Raw genomic sequence first — 18,451 nt, 5'->3', positions numbered from 1 at the left:
CTAGTCAGCAAGGGCTTTTTAATTCTTATGGATAGCCAGCTTACATTTTCATCTCTTTACTTCGTAAGATGAATCGCCAAAGGCAAGTCTCTCAACTTCCTCTGAACTCACATAATTAGCGTCTCCGGGAATCGAATGTTTTAGGCATGAAGCGGCTGTTGCGAATTCTAAGGCTTTCATTCTGTCTTCATATTTCAGATACCCATGAATGAATCCAGCCACAAAAGCATCTCCCCCACCGATTCTATCTACGATTGGATTGATATCATATTCTTTAGATTGATGAATCTTTTCACCATCAAAAAATACTGCACTTATTTCATTGTGACTAGCTCCGAACACCTTTCGTTTAGTCGAAACTATCTTTCTGAGCTTTGGCAGACGAATCATCATTTCTTTGTAGCCCCTGACTAAATCCGAATCATCTTTTGGAGGAGTGATATCAAACAAATGCTCGGCATCTCTTTCATTTCCGAATATGACATTTACAAACTGAAGCAACTCAGGCAATACTTCTTTGGCTGACTTTCCATACTTCCACAATGATGGTCTAAAATTAACATCACATGAGATCGTTATTCCTGCGTCACTAGCCTTCTTAGCTGCATATAAATACAAATCTGCAGCTTTTTGAGAAATGGCAGGAGAAATTCCTGTAAAATGAAACCAATTTGCCCCATTCAAAATCTTATCCCAATCAAAATCTAATGGTTCAGCCTCAGTCAATGATGAATTTTCTCGATCATATATGATTTCTGTTGGACGCTGTAATACTCCTTTTTCTACAAAATACAATCCAAGTCGATCTCCTCCATAAACCATACAGCTACTATCTATCCCATGTCTTCGAATCTCAGCCATAGCTCTCTTCCCTAGTTTATTTTGGGGTACTCTAGAGACAAAAGCAGGTTTCTCACCAAAATGAGCAAGTGAAGTAGCAACATTATATTCAGCGCCTCCAAACTCCATTTCAAGTGTATTAGTTTGAGCTATTCTATAATAGCCAGGCGGACTTAAGCGGAGTAACAACTCTCCGAAACAAACTATCTTATTCATCTATATGTTATTTGTTTTTGATTACTATCCTATTTTACTACGCTAAACTATCAGATTTCTAGCAATCAGAAGATTAGAAAATCTCAGGTTTAAGATGTTCAATAAGGTTAGTACACCCAGTACATATAGCAAATCACTACTAGTGCATAAATCAGGGTCATTGGTGTTCCTGCTTTAAGAAAATCTTTGAAAGTATATGATCCAGGACCATAAACCATCAAATTGGTCTGATAACTGATAGGCGTCAAAAACGAAGCCGATGCAGCAAATGCAATGGTCAAATAATAAGGAGCGCCTACAAGACCCTGAGACTGCACAAAGGCGTACACTATGGGAAATGCTATAGAAACAGCTGCGACATTCGTGATGAATGAAGTAAGCAATAGGGTCAAGAGAAAAATACCAATCAACGTAGCTACTTTACCATACGGAACAAATATCCCTAAAAATTGTTGTGCTATAATATCAGCAGTACCTGTATCGATCATGGCATTACCAAGAGTCAAAGCGGAAGCTAAAACCACAAACAGGCTAAAATTAGTACCTCGACTTACTTGTTGTTTTGGCACCAATCTCAGCCCCATTAATGCCAATACTATCACCAATAAAGACATAAAAAGGCTAAATACATTAAACAGCATCAGAGATAGGACTAACCCCAGAATAATTAAAAAACTTCGCTTCTTTAAAGGGTTATCACCATCAATTTGATCAATATCAGATACTACATAGAGATGCCTATCTTTGTTTTTATTCTTGTAAAACTGTTCACCAACCAACAACAAAAGCAAGTCACCGTGCTGCAAAGCTAAATCACCAATCTTACCAAAAATTTTCTCTCCGTTTCGATGAATACCAATAATAGCTGCATCGAATGCATCTCTAAAGCCATAATCCTTCACAGTACTTCCTGCCAATCCAGAATTAGCTGGTACAATAGCCTCTACTATATCTACCTTTTTACCTAGATTGTATTTGTTCTCATCTGAGATCAAAATAATACCACTATGATTTTTGACAAAATCAACAACATCTTCTGTGACTCCAGCAAAAAATAGGTGGTCATCCTTTTCGATTTTTTTATCTGGAGGAACTGGTGCAATTACCTTCTCACCTCTAACCAACTGCGCAAGGTATACATCCTTAAGATTTCTAAGACCTGCTTCTATTATACTCTTACCTATAAAATCAGAGTCTTCGTTAACCAAAGTTTCTACCAAATACTGTCTATCATCGTTCTTATAACCCTGATTTGGAGCTAGTCTATTGGGTAAAATCTTATATCCAATCGTAATTAAATAGATACAACCTACTATAGTCACAAGAATTCCAAGAGGCATAAAATCCGAAACTTGAAGCATCACCTCTCCTTTCTCTTCTAAATACCCATTCAAAACTAAATTGGTAGAAGTACCTATGACAGTAATCATCCCTCCTAAACTAGCTGCATAAGAAAGAGGAATGAGAAGTTTGGATGGACGAACGTTATTTTCCTTCGACCATTCTCTCACATGAGGGATCATCAAAGCCACTATTGGGGTATTATTCATGAAAGAAGAAAGTGCTGCTACACCAAAAGTCATTCTACTAAGAAAGTTCTGAGGCTTTTTGGTTTTAGAAAACAGCTTATCAAACCAATAGGTCAAATTAAAATTATCACTAATGGAAGATGTAATAAATATTAAAAGGAATATTGAAATTAAAGACTGATTCGAAAAACTATTGACAAAGTGCTGAGGAGTAATCACTTTGGTAACCATCAATATGAATACGGCACCAATAAACAATACCGGAGGTTTCCATTGTTCAAAGAATAAACCGACAATGACTGCCAACACCACAGCAATAACGATCCATTGCTGAATAGACTGATCTAATATCAAATTTTGCACGGCACAAAAATAGACCTTTAACCGAATCCGAAAAGCACTTATACAAATCATGACTAAAATCTTATTTTAGATTAGAGCTTTGGTTTATCATATTTGCACATTCTCTGTACGCAAGCAACCATCTTAACTGTTCGTCGTACGTGGAGTAAAGCAATCGAGAATGAAGGATTCACTATTAAAAAAACTACATCAAGCTCATAACATTCCTAAAGAACTACCTGGTGAAAAAGAGATCGATGATTTCATGATTAGCCTACTTCAGTTTTTGTTTCCGGAAAGGAATAATATACGTCTTACTACTGATGAGCAAATCATAGAGGAACACAAGAATCTCCGTGACATGTTCAGGAAATTATTATCTAAGACCAAATGTGACGATAATAAACGCCCTACAATCTGTGAATCATTCTTTAACCAACTAGAAGATATCTATGATGCCGCGATGGAAGACGCTCAAGCAATTCTAGAAGGAGATCCTGCGGCTGTAGATAAAAAAGAAGTGATCAGATCTTACCCAGGTTTTTTTGCTATCGCTATCTATAGAATCGCACATGTGATGCTAGAGCTTGGCATTCCTTATTTACCAAGAATAATGACGGAATACGCTCATTTCAGAACAGCAATCGACATTCACCCTGGAGCGAAAATTGGCAAACGTTTTTGCATAGATCATGGTACTGGTATTGTCATTGGTGAAACCACTATCATTGGAGATAATGTAAAAATCTATCAAGGTGTGACTTTGGGAGCACTAAGCATCAAAAAAGGAATGGCTCGAACTAAACGGCATCCTACTATCGATGATAATGTAGTTATCTATGCTAATGCAACAATTCTTGGAGGAGAAACCAATATTGGAGCCAATAGCATCGTAGGAGGTAATGTCTGGATCACACAAAGTGTACCCGACAATTCACGAGTGTATTACGAGAAAAAAGAAAATATCTTGATCAAAGAAAGCATATAATCATGCCAGCAAAAAACATCAGCCAACTTATTGGCAATACCCCATTAGTAAGAATAAATCTTCCTGAAATTCCAGATCACATCGAAGTATATGGAAAACTCGAAGGCAATAACCCTGGTGGAAGTGTCAAAGACCGACCTGCTTTCTACATGATCAATGAGGCGCTAAAAAGAGGTGATATTAATACTGATACTAAACTGGTAGAAGCTACCAGTGGTAATACAGGTATCGCACTTGCGATGGTAGCGACATCATTGGGTATAGATTTGACCTTAATCATGCCTGAAAACTCTACACAAGAGCGTATCGATACCATGAAAGCTTATGGAGCAACAGTTATTTTAACCAAAGCCGAAGGAACAATTGAGCTCTCTAGGACGCTTGCTGAAGAAATGGTAGAGAAAGAAGGCTATGTCATGCTCAATCAGTTTGGCAACCCTGACAACTTCAAGGCTCACTATGAGACCACTGGTCCAGAAATCTGGAGAGACACTGAAGGAAAAGTAACTCACTTTGTTAGTAGTATGGGTACTACGGGAACAATCATGGGGAACTCTATGTATCTCAAAGAACAGAACCCAAACGTTAAAATAGTAGGTCTTCAGCCTAAAGAAGGAGATAGCATTCCTGGAATTAGAAAATGGTCACCCGAATTCTTACCTGCCATATATGATGACAATCGTGTAGACGAAATCAGATATGTCAGCAGTCAACAAGCAACAGAATTAACAAGACGACTTGCCTTGGAAGCAGGAATACTTGCTGGGATGAGCAGTGGCGGAGCTATGACAGCTGTATTACAGATAGTTAAGGAACTCGGTGATCAGCCTGCCACCATAGTATCTATAGTATGTGACCGAGGAGATAGATATCTAAGTTCAGGATTGTTTTCTTAAAAGCTACGACCCTTCGATGCATTAGTATATCAAATAGTCTTTGCCCTACGATAAAAAATAATCTGCACGCATACAATAATTAAAGTTTGAGATCAGTTTCTATGATGTCTTTGATTTTTTAAACCGAAATCAGAGTTCCTGAAACACCTATTCGTGATTAAGCTCATTCGAAGGAAAGTCCTTCGTCTATTGTTCATTTATCTCGATTTGTATGCACTACATTAAAAAACACCTGAAACTATTGGTTTCTCTAACCTTATATTTGTTCGGAATGAGCCTTCTAGGATGTGAACCTCAATCCTTTTTGATCAGAGACAAGCCTTCGCCTGTATTCTGGGCTAGACTCAAGTAAAGGAATAATAATCAAACAACTCTCCTTTGGGAAAATCGGTTCTTCCTTTAGGCAAGTAAAGAAACCCGTCACTTTGAGACAGGTTAGCTATATCTCCAGAACCGTTACCCACTTGGGGAGTAGCTACTATTTGACCTGATTCATTATGATCAATACTAACCTGCAAGAAATATCCTAAGTCCGGTTTGAAGCTAAAATCTTTTGACAGAATTGCTTTTAGAGGTTTCGATTGAGTACCTAGACATACTTCTAACCACTCCATAAAATAAACTCTAAAGCACATAATCGTCGAAATCGGATTCCCTGGAAAGGCAAATACAGGAATACGGTCTTCATAGACTCCAAACCAAAAAGGCTTACCTGGACGCTGAGCCAGTCTATGAAACTTCTTTTCAACACCCAACTCGTCTAACACTTTTGGCAAATAATCCGCCTTACCTTTAGACACTCCACCACTCATCAAAATCACATCGAATTCTAACAAGATTACCTTTATCTTATCCAGTAAACTTTGTTTGTCATCCGGTAAATGAAACAATTCATTTTGGATGCCCTGTCTATTTAATTCTGCCTGTATAGTGATTACATTCGACTTTCTAATCTGATGAGGAAGTGGCTCTTCATTTACTTCTACCAGCTCGTCCCCTGTTGAAATTATGGCTACTTTAGGAGTTTTGAGAACTTCTACTTCACTCTTACCGACACTAGCTAAAATGGAAACTATTGCAGAATCAATCAAGATTCCTTTAGCGAGTAGGAACTGTCCTTGCTTTTCGTCAGAACCTTGTTTATGGATGTTTTTCCATTGAAAAGCACTTTCATCCAAGACTTTGACCATCTTCTCTCCACCCTTTTCATAAAACTCCAAATCCTCATACCGTACTACTACATCACAGCCATTGGCTATAATGGCTCCTGTCATGATTTCAAGTGCATAAGATGGTTCTTTTAACTCATGAGCAGGCTCTCCTGCCAACTGAGTCCCTTGAACTAGAAACTCTCTTTGGCCCTGTGCATAACTATTGAAGCTAAATGCTATTCCATCCATCGTGACTCTATCAAAAGGTGGAAAATCTCTATCTGCTAAAACATCCTCTGCCAAGACTCTACCTGTGCAGTTTGAAACGGATACTTTTTCAGTTCCCCAATTAGGGCGGAGTGATCCAATAATATTTTGCGCCTCTTCTACAGTGATCATGATGTTGTTCTCTAATTTTGATGCAATAATACTACTCATCTGGTCAACAATGGAAAACGAACTTACTCATATCAAGTCGGACAATACTCCTGGAATGGTCGACGTATCTCCCAAAAAGGTAACTCTTCGTACTGCATGCGCAAAGAGTATTGTCTTAGTCAGTGAAGAAATAGCTGCTCAATTTACAGGAGACGATATCATCTCTAAAAAAGGCCCAGTTTTCCAAACCGCTATCATAGCAGGTACAATGGGAGCAAAAAAAACTGGAGAATTAATCCCACTTTGTCACCCTATAGGACTAGAAAGTTGTGATTTTGAAATAGAACTCAAGGGAACAGAAATTCATATCAAATGTACCTGTACAGTACAATCCAAAACGGGTGTAGAAATGGAAGCACTAACAGGAGCTAGTACTGCTGCACTGACTATTTATGACATGTGTAAGGCTATGTCTCATGGAATAATCATTAAAGAAACCAAACTAATCTCCAAAACAGGAGGTAAAAAAGACTACCACCTCAATGAGTAAAAAACATCAGAAACACGCCAAGTTAACCAAGCCTGATCTTGGGTATTTTGCAAGAAATGAAATCTCTATCTTAGGTGCGCCTTGTGGAGAAATTCAAAGGTTTGCTATTGAAATCTCATACCGACTGGGAGATGATTATAAGATAGCGTTCATTGACGCAGATCACAAAAGTGTAGAGGATGAATCTAATTTGGCAGGAAGCAGTCTAGCCAAAGGAATGAACCTTGAGTTCATAGATAAAATTGACTTCGCCCGAATAGACACGCTTGAAGAGCAAAACGACTTTAATACCCGCCAGACTTTCAACTCTCAAGACTTAGTCATAGTCAACGGAAACCACTTCAAAGCCAATCAGCAGATTATAATCTTAGACTCAAGAAAACCTCTCAATAAAAAACTCGACAAACTAACGAATGTAATAGCCATAATATCCGAACCAAATATTGAGGTCCCAAAATACCTAAAGGATCACCTTAGGAATTCTACTGCTATTCCTCGTTTTGATGTAGAAGACTTAGAAGGTATAGCTGAATTCATTGACACCATGATGGTAAGTCGAGTTCCTGAACTGAATGGGCTGGTACTATCTGGCGGAAAAAGCCAAAGAATGATGCGTGATAAAACTGTCATCGAATATCACGGCAAGGAACAGAAGGATTACATGCTTGACATAATGACACCTTTAGTTTCTACTGCTTTTCTATCCATTCGGGAAGATCAAAAGCGGGATGAAGTATCCAATGAAATCACTGATAAATTCATAGGCCTAGGCCCGTATGGTGCCATTTTATCTGCTTTCATGAGTAATCCTAATAGAGCTTGGCTAGTTACAGCAGCAGATCAACCATTCTTGAGTAAATCAACCTTAGAGTTCTTAATCGAACAACGCAACCCCTCTAAAGTTGCCACAGCTTTCTACAATCCCGAAACTGATTTCCCAGAACCATTGGTGACTATTTGGGAACCAAGAGCCTACCCTATCATGCTCAACTATCTTAGCCAAGGCTATTCGTGCCCACGAAAAGTATTAATTAACTCAGAAATCGAACTTGTAAAACTTGAAGACGCCAGTGTACTGGACAATGTAAATACTCCTGAGCAATATGAAGCCGCTATTGAAAGACTAAAATCCGAATAACAACAATAATGTGATGTTATTTATTTGCTTCTGAAAGTAATGTCTATAATTTAGCGAGTACCAATCAATTAGCCTAATTCTTCATCACCCAGCATATCATCTATGGACCTAAGGTTACTAATATTCTATTTACTAATTCCATTCTCTGTTTTATCACAAGGGACTCCCCCTCTTGACCAGCCATTCGTGGAAAATGTTTCGATCTGTGGTGCAGATAGAGTTACCCTTCATGCTCGTTCGGCATATCGCGACCCTCAACTAACCTTTATATGGTATGACGAAGAATTAAATCCTATAGGAATAGAAATAGGTGCTAATGGAGTAAGTGAACATATCACTGATTCTTTAATTGAGAATCAAAAATTCTTTGTTTCAGTAGAACTAAACGGAAGATCTAGTGATCCTATCCAAATCCAAGTGACAGTGGAAAAAACAGCTTCAGTTTTAGAGCATAGCAGAATTCAACTTTGTGGCAGTGTAGTTCTACATGGGCTAGTTTCACCTAATGGAGAACCAATCGTTTCATACCAATGGCAAAAGCTATCGTCGAAGGATGAAGATGAAGCTATATATCAAAACTTACCCGGAGAAAATAATCCAGATATTACTCTCACAGAATCTGGCTTCTACAGAATCAAGGCCACAATGGGTGATGGTTGTGTAGCTATATCTAAAGATGTCGAAGTCACTACCGAACTGGTAGCACCTGCTCTTCCTGAAGGTTCTTCGACTCATTGTTATACTGTAGGCGACCCGAAAGATGATTTGGCAAGCTATAAAAGTGAATGGTATAGAGTCGGAGTAACAACCGTCGAATGGTACTATTCCACAGACAATGGTGTGACGTACACTCAAATGCTTTCAACAGACCCTTCTCCTAAAATTCCCAAACCTGCAAGTATCATTGATACCGATGAGACTCACTACTATCGACTCATTGTTACTGAACAGAACTGTTCAGACCAAAAAGACTTTGAAATCACTTGGCAAGCCAAGCCTAGAGGAACTATTCAGCATATCAATACTTCCACAAGCGATTTCTTTTACTGTGAAACCTACCCTGCCAATGAACGCACTTTAGAAGCAATCTCCCTAGACAATGTAGAGGTATCTTGGTATAGATTTTTAAACACCGAATTTGATTTAGATTTTATTAAAAACTTAGGAAGAACCTCTGATGATATAGAAATATATAAGAAGTATCTAGAACTTATAGGAACAGGTAATCAGATCGAACTTGACAACGATATGGGAGGTCTAATAGTAGCAGAATTCACAGACCTTGACAATGGTTGTGTCGATTATTCCTCCAATACCATATTTGCAGACACCGCATTCCCTTTTGCGATTTTTTTACTTCCTCCTGACCCTAAAATTATCAACGCTGAATTCAATGGTGTATGTAAAGGGTTAACTGATCTTACCTTAGAATCTTGGGATAAAACACCTGAAGCCTACGAATGGCTTTATTCTCCTATATCTCCTCCCAACAATGTAGTCGGCAATGCTAACCAACTGCTCATAGATGGTATCAACAATGCCGGTAATGTACAAGGCTGGTACACACTAGAAGTAGTCAAAAATGGCTGTAGAAACAAATCAGATGAGTTTTACATTATAGAGTCTGAGCCGATAGAAGCTACTATTGAAACTACCAATACCCAATATTGCTTAGGTAGAGAGGTATTATTAGAATCAAAAGTGAAAGACCCCGGTTATATATATGAATGGTATTCAGGAACGACACTGTATGCTGGTGGCACATCATTTAAACCTACAGAAGCCAATGATTATGTCTTACAGATTAGAAACCTTTTTTGTACTACTACTTCCGCACCGGTCCAAGTCACCAGACTAGCCCAACCTAATGTTAGTTTTTCATCTCCTCCAAATCCTGACGATAGCCAATGTAAGTCTATCAATGGCACGCTAGCAATACCAAATAGCACAACTGATTACCAATGGTTTGTTTCACCTGACAGTTCCAGTTTCGCACCTATTGCTGATGAAACAAAACCCGATTATTTCATCAACGACATAGGCTTTTATTATATCAGGGCAATTGATGCAAATGGATGTATCTCTCTTTCTGACACACTTCATGTAGCGGATGTATTGGATGACAAGATGAACTTCGATACTGACGCCAATATTTGTAGCTCCACTGATCATGTAGCGCTATGGTTAGAAAACCCAAGAGAAGAAAATCAACAAGTATGGAAATACAGTAACAACAACACAGTGTTTGCAGATGCTAAAGACATTAATCACCTGACCTTTTATCAAGCGAAGGAGAATGGTTTCTATAAAGTGGATATCAAAGGTGATATATGTACACTGACCTCTCCCACTATAGAAGTGACCACAGCAAGTGTAGAGGCTGTGCCGTCCGTAATAGAAGGTAACAATGAAGCCTGCTCTGGTTCTCCTACAGAACTATCTAGCCAATATTCAAGCCTAACTTCTCAATATACTTGGCTATACTCAGTGGATAAAAGTGACTACACTCCTATCCAATCTGAAAAACAACGTAGCGTGTTCGTAGACCCTTCACAATTCCCAAGGCCTAACCCTAGCTCTAATAAAATCAACTTTTTGCTGGGAGTAAAAGAAGGAGGCTGTGCTACGATGTCAGACCCATTTGAGCTGACTGCTATCCGAAGACCTGAATTAGAAATCAGAAACACCTCTAACAATTCCACTGAAGATTTATTCGTCTGTGACCTAGCTAATACCAACTTGAGCTTGGAAGCATTTCAATTGTCTACCAATTCCAAACTTGATTACGAATGGAAGGTGTATGATCCATCTATTGAGAATTTCAAATCACTTGAAGATGCAAATGAAAAACAGTTTGACATTCCCGAATCGGGAGTCTATCAATGCTCTGGAACAGTGGTAAACTCTTCATGTAATGCCCTAAGTAACACAATAGAAATCACATCTCCACCCAACAAAGTCAATGGAGACTCTACGTATTGTTTTGGAGAAGACTTCACCATAGTAGCACACCAAGGCTATCTTAGTTCAGATACATACGAGTCATTTGATTACTCATGGTTTTACTCTGAAGACAATTTTACTTTCGTAAGAATAGACACCGTTAGAAGCTTTAAACTCTCATTACCATCAGGAAGTGATGGACTCAGTGGAGGTTATTTTTATTTCTTGGCACGATTCGGTTCGTGCGAAATCCAGTCAGACGTGTGGAAGGTATCCGAAGACCCTAACTCATTTGAGATTGACATATTAGGAAATAATTCACAGTTCAAAGACGAACCCTTTGAGTTGAATATAAATACCGACCAGCCTACCGTCGGTTTTGCAGAATGGTTCCCTGAGCAATACCTGATTACCTCCAATGGCAACAAAGGCATCTTCACGGTCCCTACTTCATACGAAGAAGATGAAATAACCCTATACGCTAGAGTCAATGGTACTGAAAACTGTAGTTCTGTACAGAAATTTTCAATCAACCTGTCTGACCCCAATGGACTATCCTTCTCTAAGATCATCTCTCCCAATAATGACGGACTCAATGACACCTTCCGAATCAAAGGGTTAAAACCAAGTACTAACCACCTCTATATTTTGGATAGCTGGGGGAATAAACTCTTTGAAGTCAATGACTATGACAATAGCCAGCTTCTATCTGACCAGCTAGTCAGAAGTGTAGACGAAGGCAATTACTATTATGTATTTAGCTTAGATGGAAAAGTATTCAAGGGCAGTTTTTACGTGAAGAAATGATGAGCAGAATACTTCTTTATACCCTAGCGATACTGACCAGTTTCATTCTGATTTTTTCAAGTCATGAATCAAAATGTCAAACTCAGCAAAGCCAGTTGATCGGTCATCAAGAAATGCTAGGCTATTTCAACCCTGCTATGATGGCTGCTGGTGAATATGCTCAGCTAAACCTATTCCATAGAAATCAATGGGCTGGCATCGGTCCTAAAAACAACATTCTTTACTTTTCACGTCCATTTCTCCCATCGAAGCACGACTTTTACCCTCTATCGTTAGGTTTTATATTTCAAAACGAAGACCTAGGTATCATCACCCGAAACGGAGTATCTGGATCTTTCTCAGTTTCGGTATTTAAGAATCGAACAGAGCAACTCAATCTTGGGTTGTTGATGGGAATGAATATCTCAGGGCTTAAACTCGATGATTTTGACCTAGTAGAGCTCTCCGATCCTGAAGTCATTAACATCGATCGACGACTAGCAGCTACCAACCGTCTTGGCCTGACTTACAACCGTGAAGGGTTCGAAATAGGAGTTTCTGCTGGCGCTACTGATTTCAAACATTATGCTGACCTTCACTCTTTTATCAGAAAGCCCATTTCATTGAGAAACCCGAAATATGTTGTTACTCCTATAGTGGTATATAGATCCAATCAAAATTTCGAACCTCAACTAGAGGCTCAATTACGCGGTACCTACGACAATTTGGTAAGTCTCACTGCAGGCTACAGGCAAGACTTCGGCATCGTATTCCAAATTGGCTTCTACATCAAAAGGTACCGAGCCCGAGGTTCGTATGGATTTGAAACACCTCAAGGAAACAGTAAAGAACTAGGCGTATCGAACGAAATATTGTTTTCTATTGATTGGGAGACGATTGATTCTAAAAAAAGAAAGCTAGCTATCGCCAAAAAAGCTGAACGGGATTCTATACGAATGGCCAAAAGAGATAGCATTAGAGACGCTAGAGCACTATTGGCTGCTGAAGCGAAACAAGACTCTGCTAATCAGATCATACCAGATTCGCTTGTCGTAGAAGAAGACGCTATCAATTTCGAGGACATACCTATGTTCCAAAAACCGATCCATGATAATACGCATGTGATCATGGACCATATTCACTTTGAGCGTGGACAGGACATTATCGCCCCTGAGTCATTTGAGCAACTGGATCAACTCTCCAAATACCTAAAACACCATCATCATTTTAGGATAGAAGTACAAGGTCACTCAGATAACAAAGGCTCTTTTGATGAGAATATGGATCTATCAGAGCGGAGAGCCAAAGCTGTAGCTAACTACATACTGAGTCGAGGGATTCAAGAAGAGCGTGTAGACATCAAAGGTTTTGGTCCTACTGTCCCTATCGCTCCGAATAACAATGATAAGAACAGGAAGCTAAACCGTCGTGTGGAGATTGTATTTCATACGATCGACTGATACGCATCCATATGATACCTTGACTTAGTATTTACACAATGCTCAGTGAAAGTATTGGAATGAAAAAACAAGACACCCGCACCCTGAGTTAGAGATCCCAAATAACCAATTCCTGCTATCGCAAAATTGATTTTTGGGATGACGGTATTATTGATTTCGAGAAAGTGCTCGTCATCCCAGAAATTACTAAGACCGATAGGTCGGGTAATTATCTGGGATCTCACACGAACTAATGAACTACTCATTTCTTTTTATTCATGCTACTGAACAGGTAACGGTGCCTTCCGAACGGAGGCTAAATAGAAAGCCGAGATGGAATGCGGCAGTCTGTTCACTGGACTGCTGCGGTTCTTTAGTAACTCATCTCACTCGTACAGATTGCTTCGTCATGCCTCCTCGCAATGGACGGAATCATTTGAAGTTTATGAAAAAAACAAGACACCCGCACCCTGAGTTAGAGATCCCAAATAACCAATTTCTGCTATCGCAAAATTGATTTTTGAGATGACGGTGTTATTGATTTAGATACGATGCTCGTCATCCCACAATACTGAACCAGAAAAAAACAAAAAAACAGCGTCACTGCGAATGGAAGCTCGATAGCTATCGAGATGGAATGCGGCAGCCTGTCCACTGGACTGCTGCGGTTCTTTAGTAACTCATCTCACTCGTACAGATTGCTTCGTCATGCCTCCTCGCAATGGACGGCGTTATTATTGAAGTTTATGAAAAAAACAAGACACCCGCACCCTGAGTTGGAGATCCCAAATAACCAATTCCTGCTATCGCAAAATTGTTTTTTGGGATGACGGTGTTATTGATTTAGATAGAATGCTCGTCATCCCACCATACTGAACCAGAAAAAAACAAAAAAACAGCGTCACTGCGAATGGAAGCTCGATAGCTATCGAGACGGAATGCGGCAGCCTGTCCACTGGACTGCTGCGGTTCTTTAGTAACTCATCTCACTCGTACAGATTGCTTCGTCATGCCTCCTCGCAATGGACGGCGTTATTATTGAAGTTTGTTAAAAAACATACACCCTCACCCTGAGTTAGAGATCCCAAATAACCAATTCCTGCTATCGCAAAATTGATTTTTGGGATGACGGTGTTATTGATTTCGAGAAAGTGTTCGTCATCCCAGAAATTACTAAGACCGATAGGTCGGGTAATTATCTGGGGTCTCACACTAACTAATGAACTACTCATTTCTTTTGATTCATGCTCCTGATCAGGTAACAGCATCATCCGAATGGAGGCTAAATAGAAAGCCGAGATGAAATACGGCAGTATGTTCACTGAACTGCTGCATGACATGAACAGATCACTTCACTCTGTTCGTGATGACGGGATAGCTTACGTCTACTTTGTACAAAAACGTCATGAATAACAAGAACAACTCCAATCACTAGCATCGAAACGTCTGCGAAATAACATAAAAATCGTTATACGTGAGTGCATTAAAAACAAAGCTCCAAGACTCGAGTCTTTTGACAACCTTATAGATAAAATTTCAACTCAATACTGAAGACTCAGGAGACAAAAAACCAAATACTGAAACGGGCATAAATCCAGCATACTAGATGCTAAAAAACATCTACAAACCGCTAATACACATAGTATAAGCAGAAATAGAGTGTAATAAGAAGAAATTTAAACCAACTATGAATTGATTTAAGGTTACAATAAAGAAGGCCTCCTAGGTTGGAGGATTTAACATTTAAATATTATAATCATGAAATCTTTTCTTAAATTGGTCGCATTATTAATTTTTCCAGTCATCTGTTTCGCATGTGCGGAGGATGAAATCCCAGCTAAAGATGAAAATCTTGATCAGGAGATCGTAAATCCGACAGCTAGTAAAGGTGGTAATAAAGCAAAAAGACCTTCTTCTATTAATTAGAAATGAATTTTGGAAGAGACGCAATTGTCTCTTCCGACTTTTGATAAGTCTAAGTAACTAATATTGTATACAACACTTAAACCAATACAAATGAACCTAAAACAACCGGCGCTTTTAATTTTAATTATTACAAGCACTTTAGTAGTGAGGGCTGAATTGTCGCAGTTTGAACAGCTAAAAGCTAAGGCGATGGCACTTGATTCTGCCCAACAATCAGTCATTTTATTGAATAATTATCTATCCAAAAATGATGAAGTAGAACAACATCAGCTTGCAGATTATTACTATCTGGTATCAGAACAATTTTTTAGTCAACGAGAGTATTTAAAAAGTTTATCGTTCATACTAAAGTCAAGAGAGTTAGTTCTAGAGCATGAAAATTCACTAGATCTCGAATATGAATTAGACCAGTTGTCAGCAGTTATTAATACTGAGATGAACAATTACACTGAGGCACAAAGACAGTTTGAACTTGCTTTGAACATTGCCGAAGCACAAGAAAACAAAGTCCGAATAGTATACTGTTTATTCAATATTGGCCTTTGCTTAAACAATCAGAAAAAATATGACGCTTCTACCAAGATTCTCTCAAAATGCAACGATATGGCTAAAGAACTTGGCATAAACGACATCGTATCGTCATCTCTAAACGAATTAGGATGGAATAGTGAGAAAAAAGGAAACTTAGAAAAAGCAGTACAGTTATACCATGAATCAGGACAAGTACCTGATATAAGTGAAGAAAATATTGCTATATCTAAACTCAATATTGGAAATATTAGATTGATTCAAGGGAGGTACAATGAGGCTATTGAATTATATAGAAAAGCTGAGAATCTTATAGATGAAACATATTTGTATACTTATATTCCTCTATCAAATGGTATAGGTAAATGCTATTATCAAGTAGGACTTTATGACTCAGCTTTGACTTATCTTGAAAAGGCTTTCCATCTAAATATTCCTACGCCCAATGTAATGGCTAATCGCCCCATAGAGTTGAAAGAATCTTTTGAATACCTTGAATTAGTTGCCAAAGCGAAAAATAACGAGAACTTGTTGGTGGATAAGGGGATTATGCAAAAGATGGCTAGGTATAACGCTAACCTAATAGCCAATCTAGAAGAACTTAAAAAAATTAATATCCAGCTGACCGTTCAGGATCACGAAAAGGAAGTAGAAAATAAGAAACTAGAAAAAAGCAACCAAAAATGGATTACCATTGCTATTGGACTGTTGACTTTGATTTTCGTTTCTATCGTACTGATACGCTACTACACGAGAAAGAAAAGAAATACATACAAGTCTCTAATAAAAGAAATAGACGAGACTTTGATTAATCATGCGTGAGCAGTATAAATTCATTCGATAAGTCTAAGCAGTGACTATTGCCTAACAAATAAACGGATACAAATGAATCTAAAACTCCCCCTACTGTTACTATTTACCTTAACCATCTCGCTGGCTGTACAAGCAGATTCATCAACTTTTGAAAAGCTAAAAGCAGAAGCTGTAGCGCTAGATTCGGCCCAACTATCAATAGCATTGTTAAATGACTACCTTTCCAAAAACCCTGTAGTAGATCAACCCGAACTTGCTGAATATTATTACTTGATAGCCAAACAATTTTATTATCAGCAGGAATACTTAAAGAGCTTAACATATGGGGTCAAATCAAGAGCGATAACTCTGGAAAACGACAACATGAAAGATCTCGAATATAAAACTGCACAGCTCTCAGGTTTGAATAATTTGGAGATGAACAACATCACTGAGGCTCAGAAGCTGTTTGAATATGCATTAGCTATAGCTGAAGAACAGGGCAGCCAAGTTCGTGTGGTATATTGTTTATACAATCTTGGTATCTGCCTCAGAAGTCAGAAGAAACACGATGAATGCACAAAGAGTCTTTTAAGATGCAACTATCTGGCGAAAGAACTTGGTATAAGCGACATAGTTTCATTATCTCTCAATGAACTAGGTCGAAATAGTAAAGACAAAGGGGATTTAGAAAAAGCAGCTCAGCTATACTATGAATCAGGACAAGTCCCAGATATAAGTGAGGAGAATATCGCTATATCCAAACTCAATATTGGAAATATTAGATTGATTCAGCAGAGGTATAAAGAAGCTTTAGAATTGTATATCAGTGCAGAGAAGCGTGTTGATCAGGAATATCTATATACTTATATTCCTCTCTTAAACAGTATAGGAAGGTGCTATTATCACCTTGGAGACTATGACTCTTCTTTGATATACCTAGACAAAGCTTTGCACCTCAATCTTCCTAGCACTTCGACCAAATCTCAACACACCGTTGAATTGACTGAGTCTTTAGAGTATCTCAAACTAATAGCAATTGCCAAAAATGACCAGCGCCGATTGGCTGAATTAGAAAACATTGAACAAATAACTGGTTTGAATACTGACCTTGGAAAAGCCAATGCTCAGCTAATTATAAAAGACCATGAAAAAGGAGTTCATAATTCGGAGCTAGAAAAGAGTCTACAAAAATGGATCATAGCTGCTGTGGCATTGGTATTATTAATATTGATTTCGATCGTACTGATACGCTTATACACCCGAAAGAAAAGAAAGGCATACAAGTCTCTAATAAAAGAAATAGACGAGACTTTGATTAATCATGCTTGAGTTTGTACTAATACCTAGCTCTCTTGTTAGCTAAAAACGATTAACAGCTGTCTTTCATGATCTATTTACCCTTTGATAGAAGGCTGTGATTTGAATCTGAACATGAACTATTGTGCCATTCCTCTTCTAGATTGACATATTCGTGTCAAAGAATAAATTCTACCACTAAAAAATCATTTCTACCAGTATAGGAACGAGTTCTACCACCTTAAGAATGAATTATTCCATATCAGGAATTAGTTCTACCACTTCATGAATGAGTTATTCCATCAAAAAATGAATTCTACCACCTGACGAATGAGTTATTCCATGTCGGGAATGAATTATTCCAGGAATAAATAGCTGGTGGATCGTCTAGGTGTGTTTCAGTAACTAAGAGACGATCTATTTTCACTAAAATGTGCCTCAAACTCTAAAAAACATTGAGTTTGAGCTTAAATACCTTCACTAAACCTAGAATACCTAATTCCATTAGTAGAATAGAACGGATTAATACTTGAATATGCGTCTAAGAGATGAGGTTATGGAAGGTTTTATAGATCCCCCTTTAATCTGTCTGTATACTAGAAGATAATATTATGCAACCATGTATTTGAAAATAAAGCTTAATCGAATTATCTCTTATCGAAAATAAAGCTATGCTATAGACACCTAGCTAGCATTTTTTTTTGAACGTC

General features: G+C 38.3%; 13 protein-coding genes. 9 read left to right on the top strand and 4 right to left on the bottom strand.

From position 1 onward, the window contains the following. Positions 1-48 precede the first annotated feature (48 nt). Positions 49-1,056 carry a sugar kinase gene (locus tag DKG80_RS09310; protein ID WP_109831057.1) on the bottom strand — a complete coding sequence of 336 codons (1,008 nt, stop codon included), beginning with the start codon at positions 1,054-1,056 and terminating at the stop codon, positions 49-51. 107 nt (positions 1,057-1,163) lie between these two features. Next, entirely contained in the window at positions 1,164-2,948 is a 1,785-nt protein-coding gene (locus DKG80_RS09305) for an SLC13 family permease (protein WP_162555779.1), read from the bottom strand. Between the two features lie 160 nt (positions 2,949-3,108). Between DKG80_RS09305 and epsC the strand changes: the two genes are divergently transcribed. Both epsC and cysM read left to right on the top strand, forming a co-directional pair. Beyond that, complete coding sequence (gene epsC, locus DKG80_RS09300; RefSeq protein ID WP_109831055.1) at positions 3,109-3,915, top strand: serine O-acetyltransferase EpsC; 807 nt, start codon at positions 3,109-3,111, stop codon at positions 3,913-3,915. Positions 3,916-3,917: 2 nt separating this feature from the next. Next, positions 3,918-4,811, top strand: coding sequence for a cysteine synthase CysM (cysM, locus tag DKG80_RS09295; protein ID WP_109831054.1), 894 nt, complete (start codon positions 3,918-3,920; stop codon positions 4,809-4,811). 344 nt (positions 4,812-5,155) lie between these two features. Here the strand turns inward: cysM and DKG80_RS09290 are convergent, their stop codons facing one another. Next, a complete protein-coding gene (locus tag DKG80_RS09290) occupies positions 5,156-6,400 on the bottom strand; it encodes a molybdopterin molybdotransferase MoeA (RefSeq protein WP_245906985.1) in 1,245 nt (414 codons plus the stop codon). A 10-nt stretch (positions 6,401-6,410) separates the two neighbouring features. Between DKG80_RS09290 and moaC the strand changes: the two genes are divergently transcribed. The 4 genes from moaC (at position 6,411) to DKG80_RS09270 (ending at position 13,217) form a co-directional block, all read left to right on the top strand. Next, the gene (moaC, locus tag DKG80_RS09285) at positions 6,411-6,890 is read left to right on the top strand and encodes a cyclic pyranopterin monophosphate synthase MoaC (RefSeq protein ID WP_109831157.1); all 480 of its coding nucleotides are present in this window, start codon (positions 6,411-6,413) and stop codon (positions 6,888-6,890) included. Then, on the top strand, positions 6,883-8,028 hold the full coding sequence (locus tag DKG80_RS21300) for an NTP transferase domain-containing protein (RefSeq protein ID WP_221409094.1): 1,146 nt from the start codon (positions 6,883-6,885) through the stop codon (positions 8,026-8,028). The genes moaC and DKG80_RS21300 overlap by 8 nt, the downstream gene beginning before the upstream one ends. Before the next feature lie 102 nt (positions 8,029-8,130). Beyond that, entirely contained in the window at positions 8,131-11,778 is a 3,648-nt protein-coding gene (locus DKG80_RS09275; RefSeq protein ID WP_109831052.1) for a T9SS type B sorting domain-containing protein, read from the top strand. Continuing rightward, positions 11,778-13,217 carry a type IX secretion system membrane protein PorP/SprF gene (locus DKG80_RS09270; RefSeq protein WP_162555778.1) on the top strand — a complete coding sequence of 480 codons (1,440 nt, stop codon included), beginning with the start codon at positions 11,778-11,780 and terminating at the stop codon, positions 13,215-13,217. Before DKG80_RS09275 ends, DKG80_RS09270 begins: the two co-directional genes overlap by 1 nt. Here the strand turns inward: DKG80_RS09270 and DKG80_RS21135 are convergent. Beyond that, complete coding sequence (locus DKG80_RS21135) at positions 13,202-13,462, bottom strand: hypothetical protein (protein WP_162555777.1); 261 nt, start codon at positions 13,460-13,462, stop codon at positions 13,202-13,204. The genes DKG80_RS09270 and DKG80_RS21135 overlap by 16 nt on opposite strands. Before the next feature lie 1,492 nt (positions 13,463-14,954). Here DKG80_RS21135 and DKG80_RS21130 point away from each other — a divergent pair. The 3 genes from DKG80_RS21130 to DKG80_RS09255 all read left to right on the top strand — a co-directional run bounded on the left by DKG80_RS21130 (position 14,955) and on the right by DKG80_RS09255 (position 17,774). Then, positions 14,955-15,122 (top strand): hypothetical protein, encoded by a 168-nt coding sequence (locus tag DKG80_RS21130; RefSeq protein WP_162555776.1) that lies wholly within the window; start codon positions 14,955-14,957, stop codon positions 15,120-15,122. Positions 15,123-15,212: 90 nt separating this feature from the next. Further along, positions 15,213-16,472, top strand: a complete 1,260-nt coding sequence (locus tag DKG80_RS09260) for a tetratricopeptide repeat protein (protein WP_109831049.1) — start codon at positions 15,213-15,215, stop codon at positions 16,470-16,472. 63 nt (positions 16,473-16,535) lie between these two features. After that, on the top strand, positions 16,536-17,774 hold the full coding sequence (locus tag DKG80_RS09255) for a tetratricopeptide repeat protein (RefSeq protein WP_109831048.1): 1,239 nt from the start codon (positions 16,536-16,538) through the stop codon (positions 17,772-17,774). Positions 17,775-18,451 lie beyond the last annotated feature (677 nt).

Source organism: Reichenbachiella versicolor (genome assembly GCF_003171675.1).
GTDB lineage: Bacteria > Bacteroidota > Bacteroidia > Cytophagales > Cyclobacteriaceae > Reichenbachiella > Reichenbachiella versicolor.
Note: the sequence above shows the minus strand (reverse complement) of the source record. Positions and strands in the feature narration are given on the sequence as shown.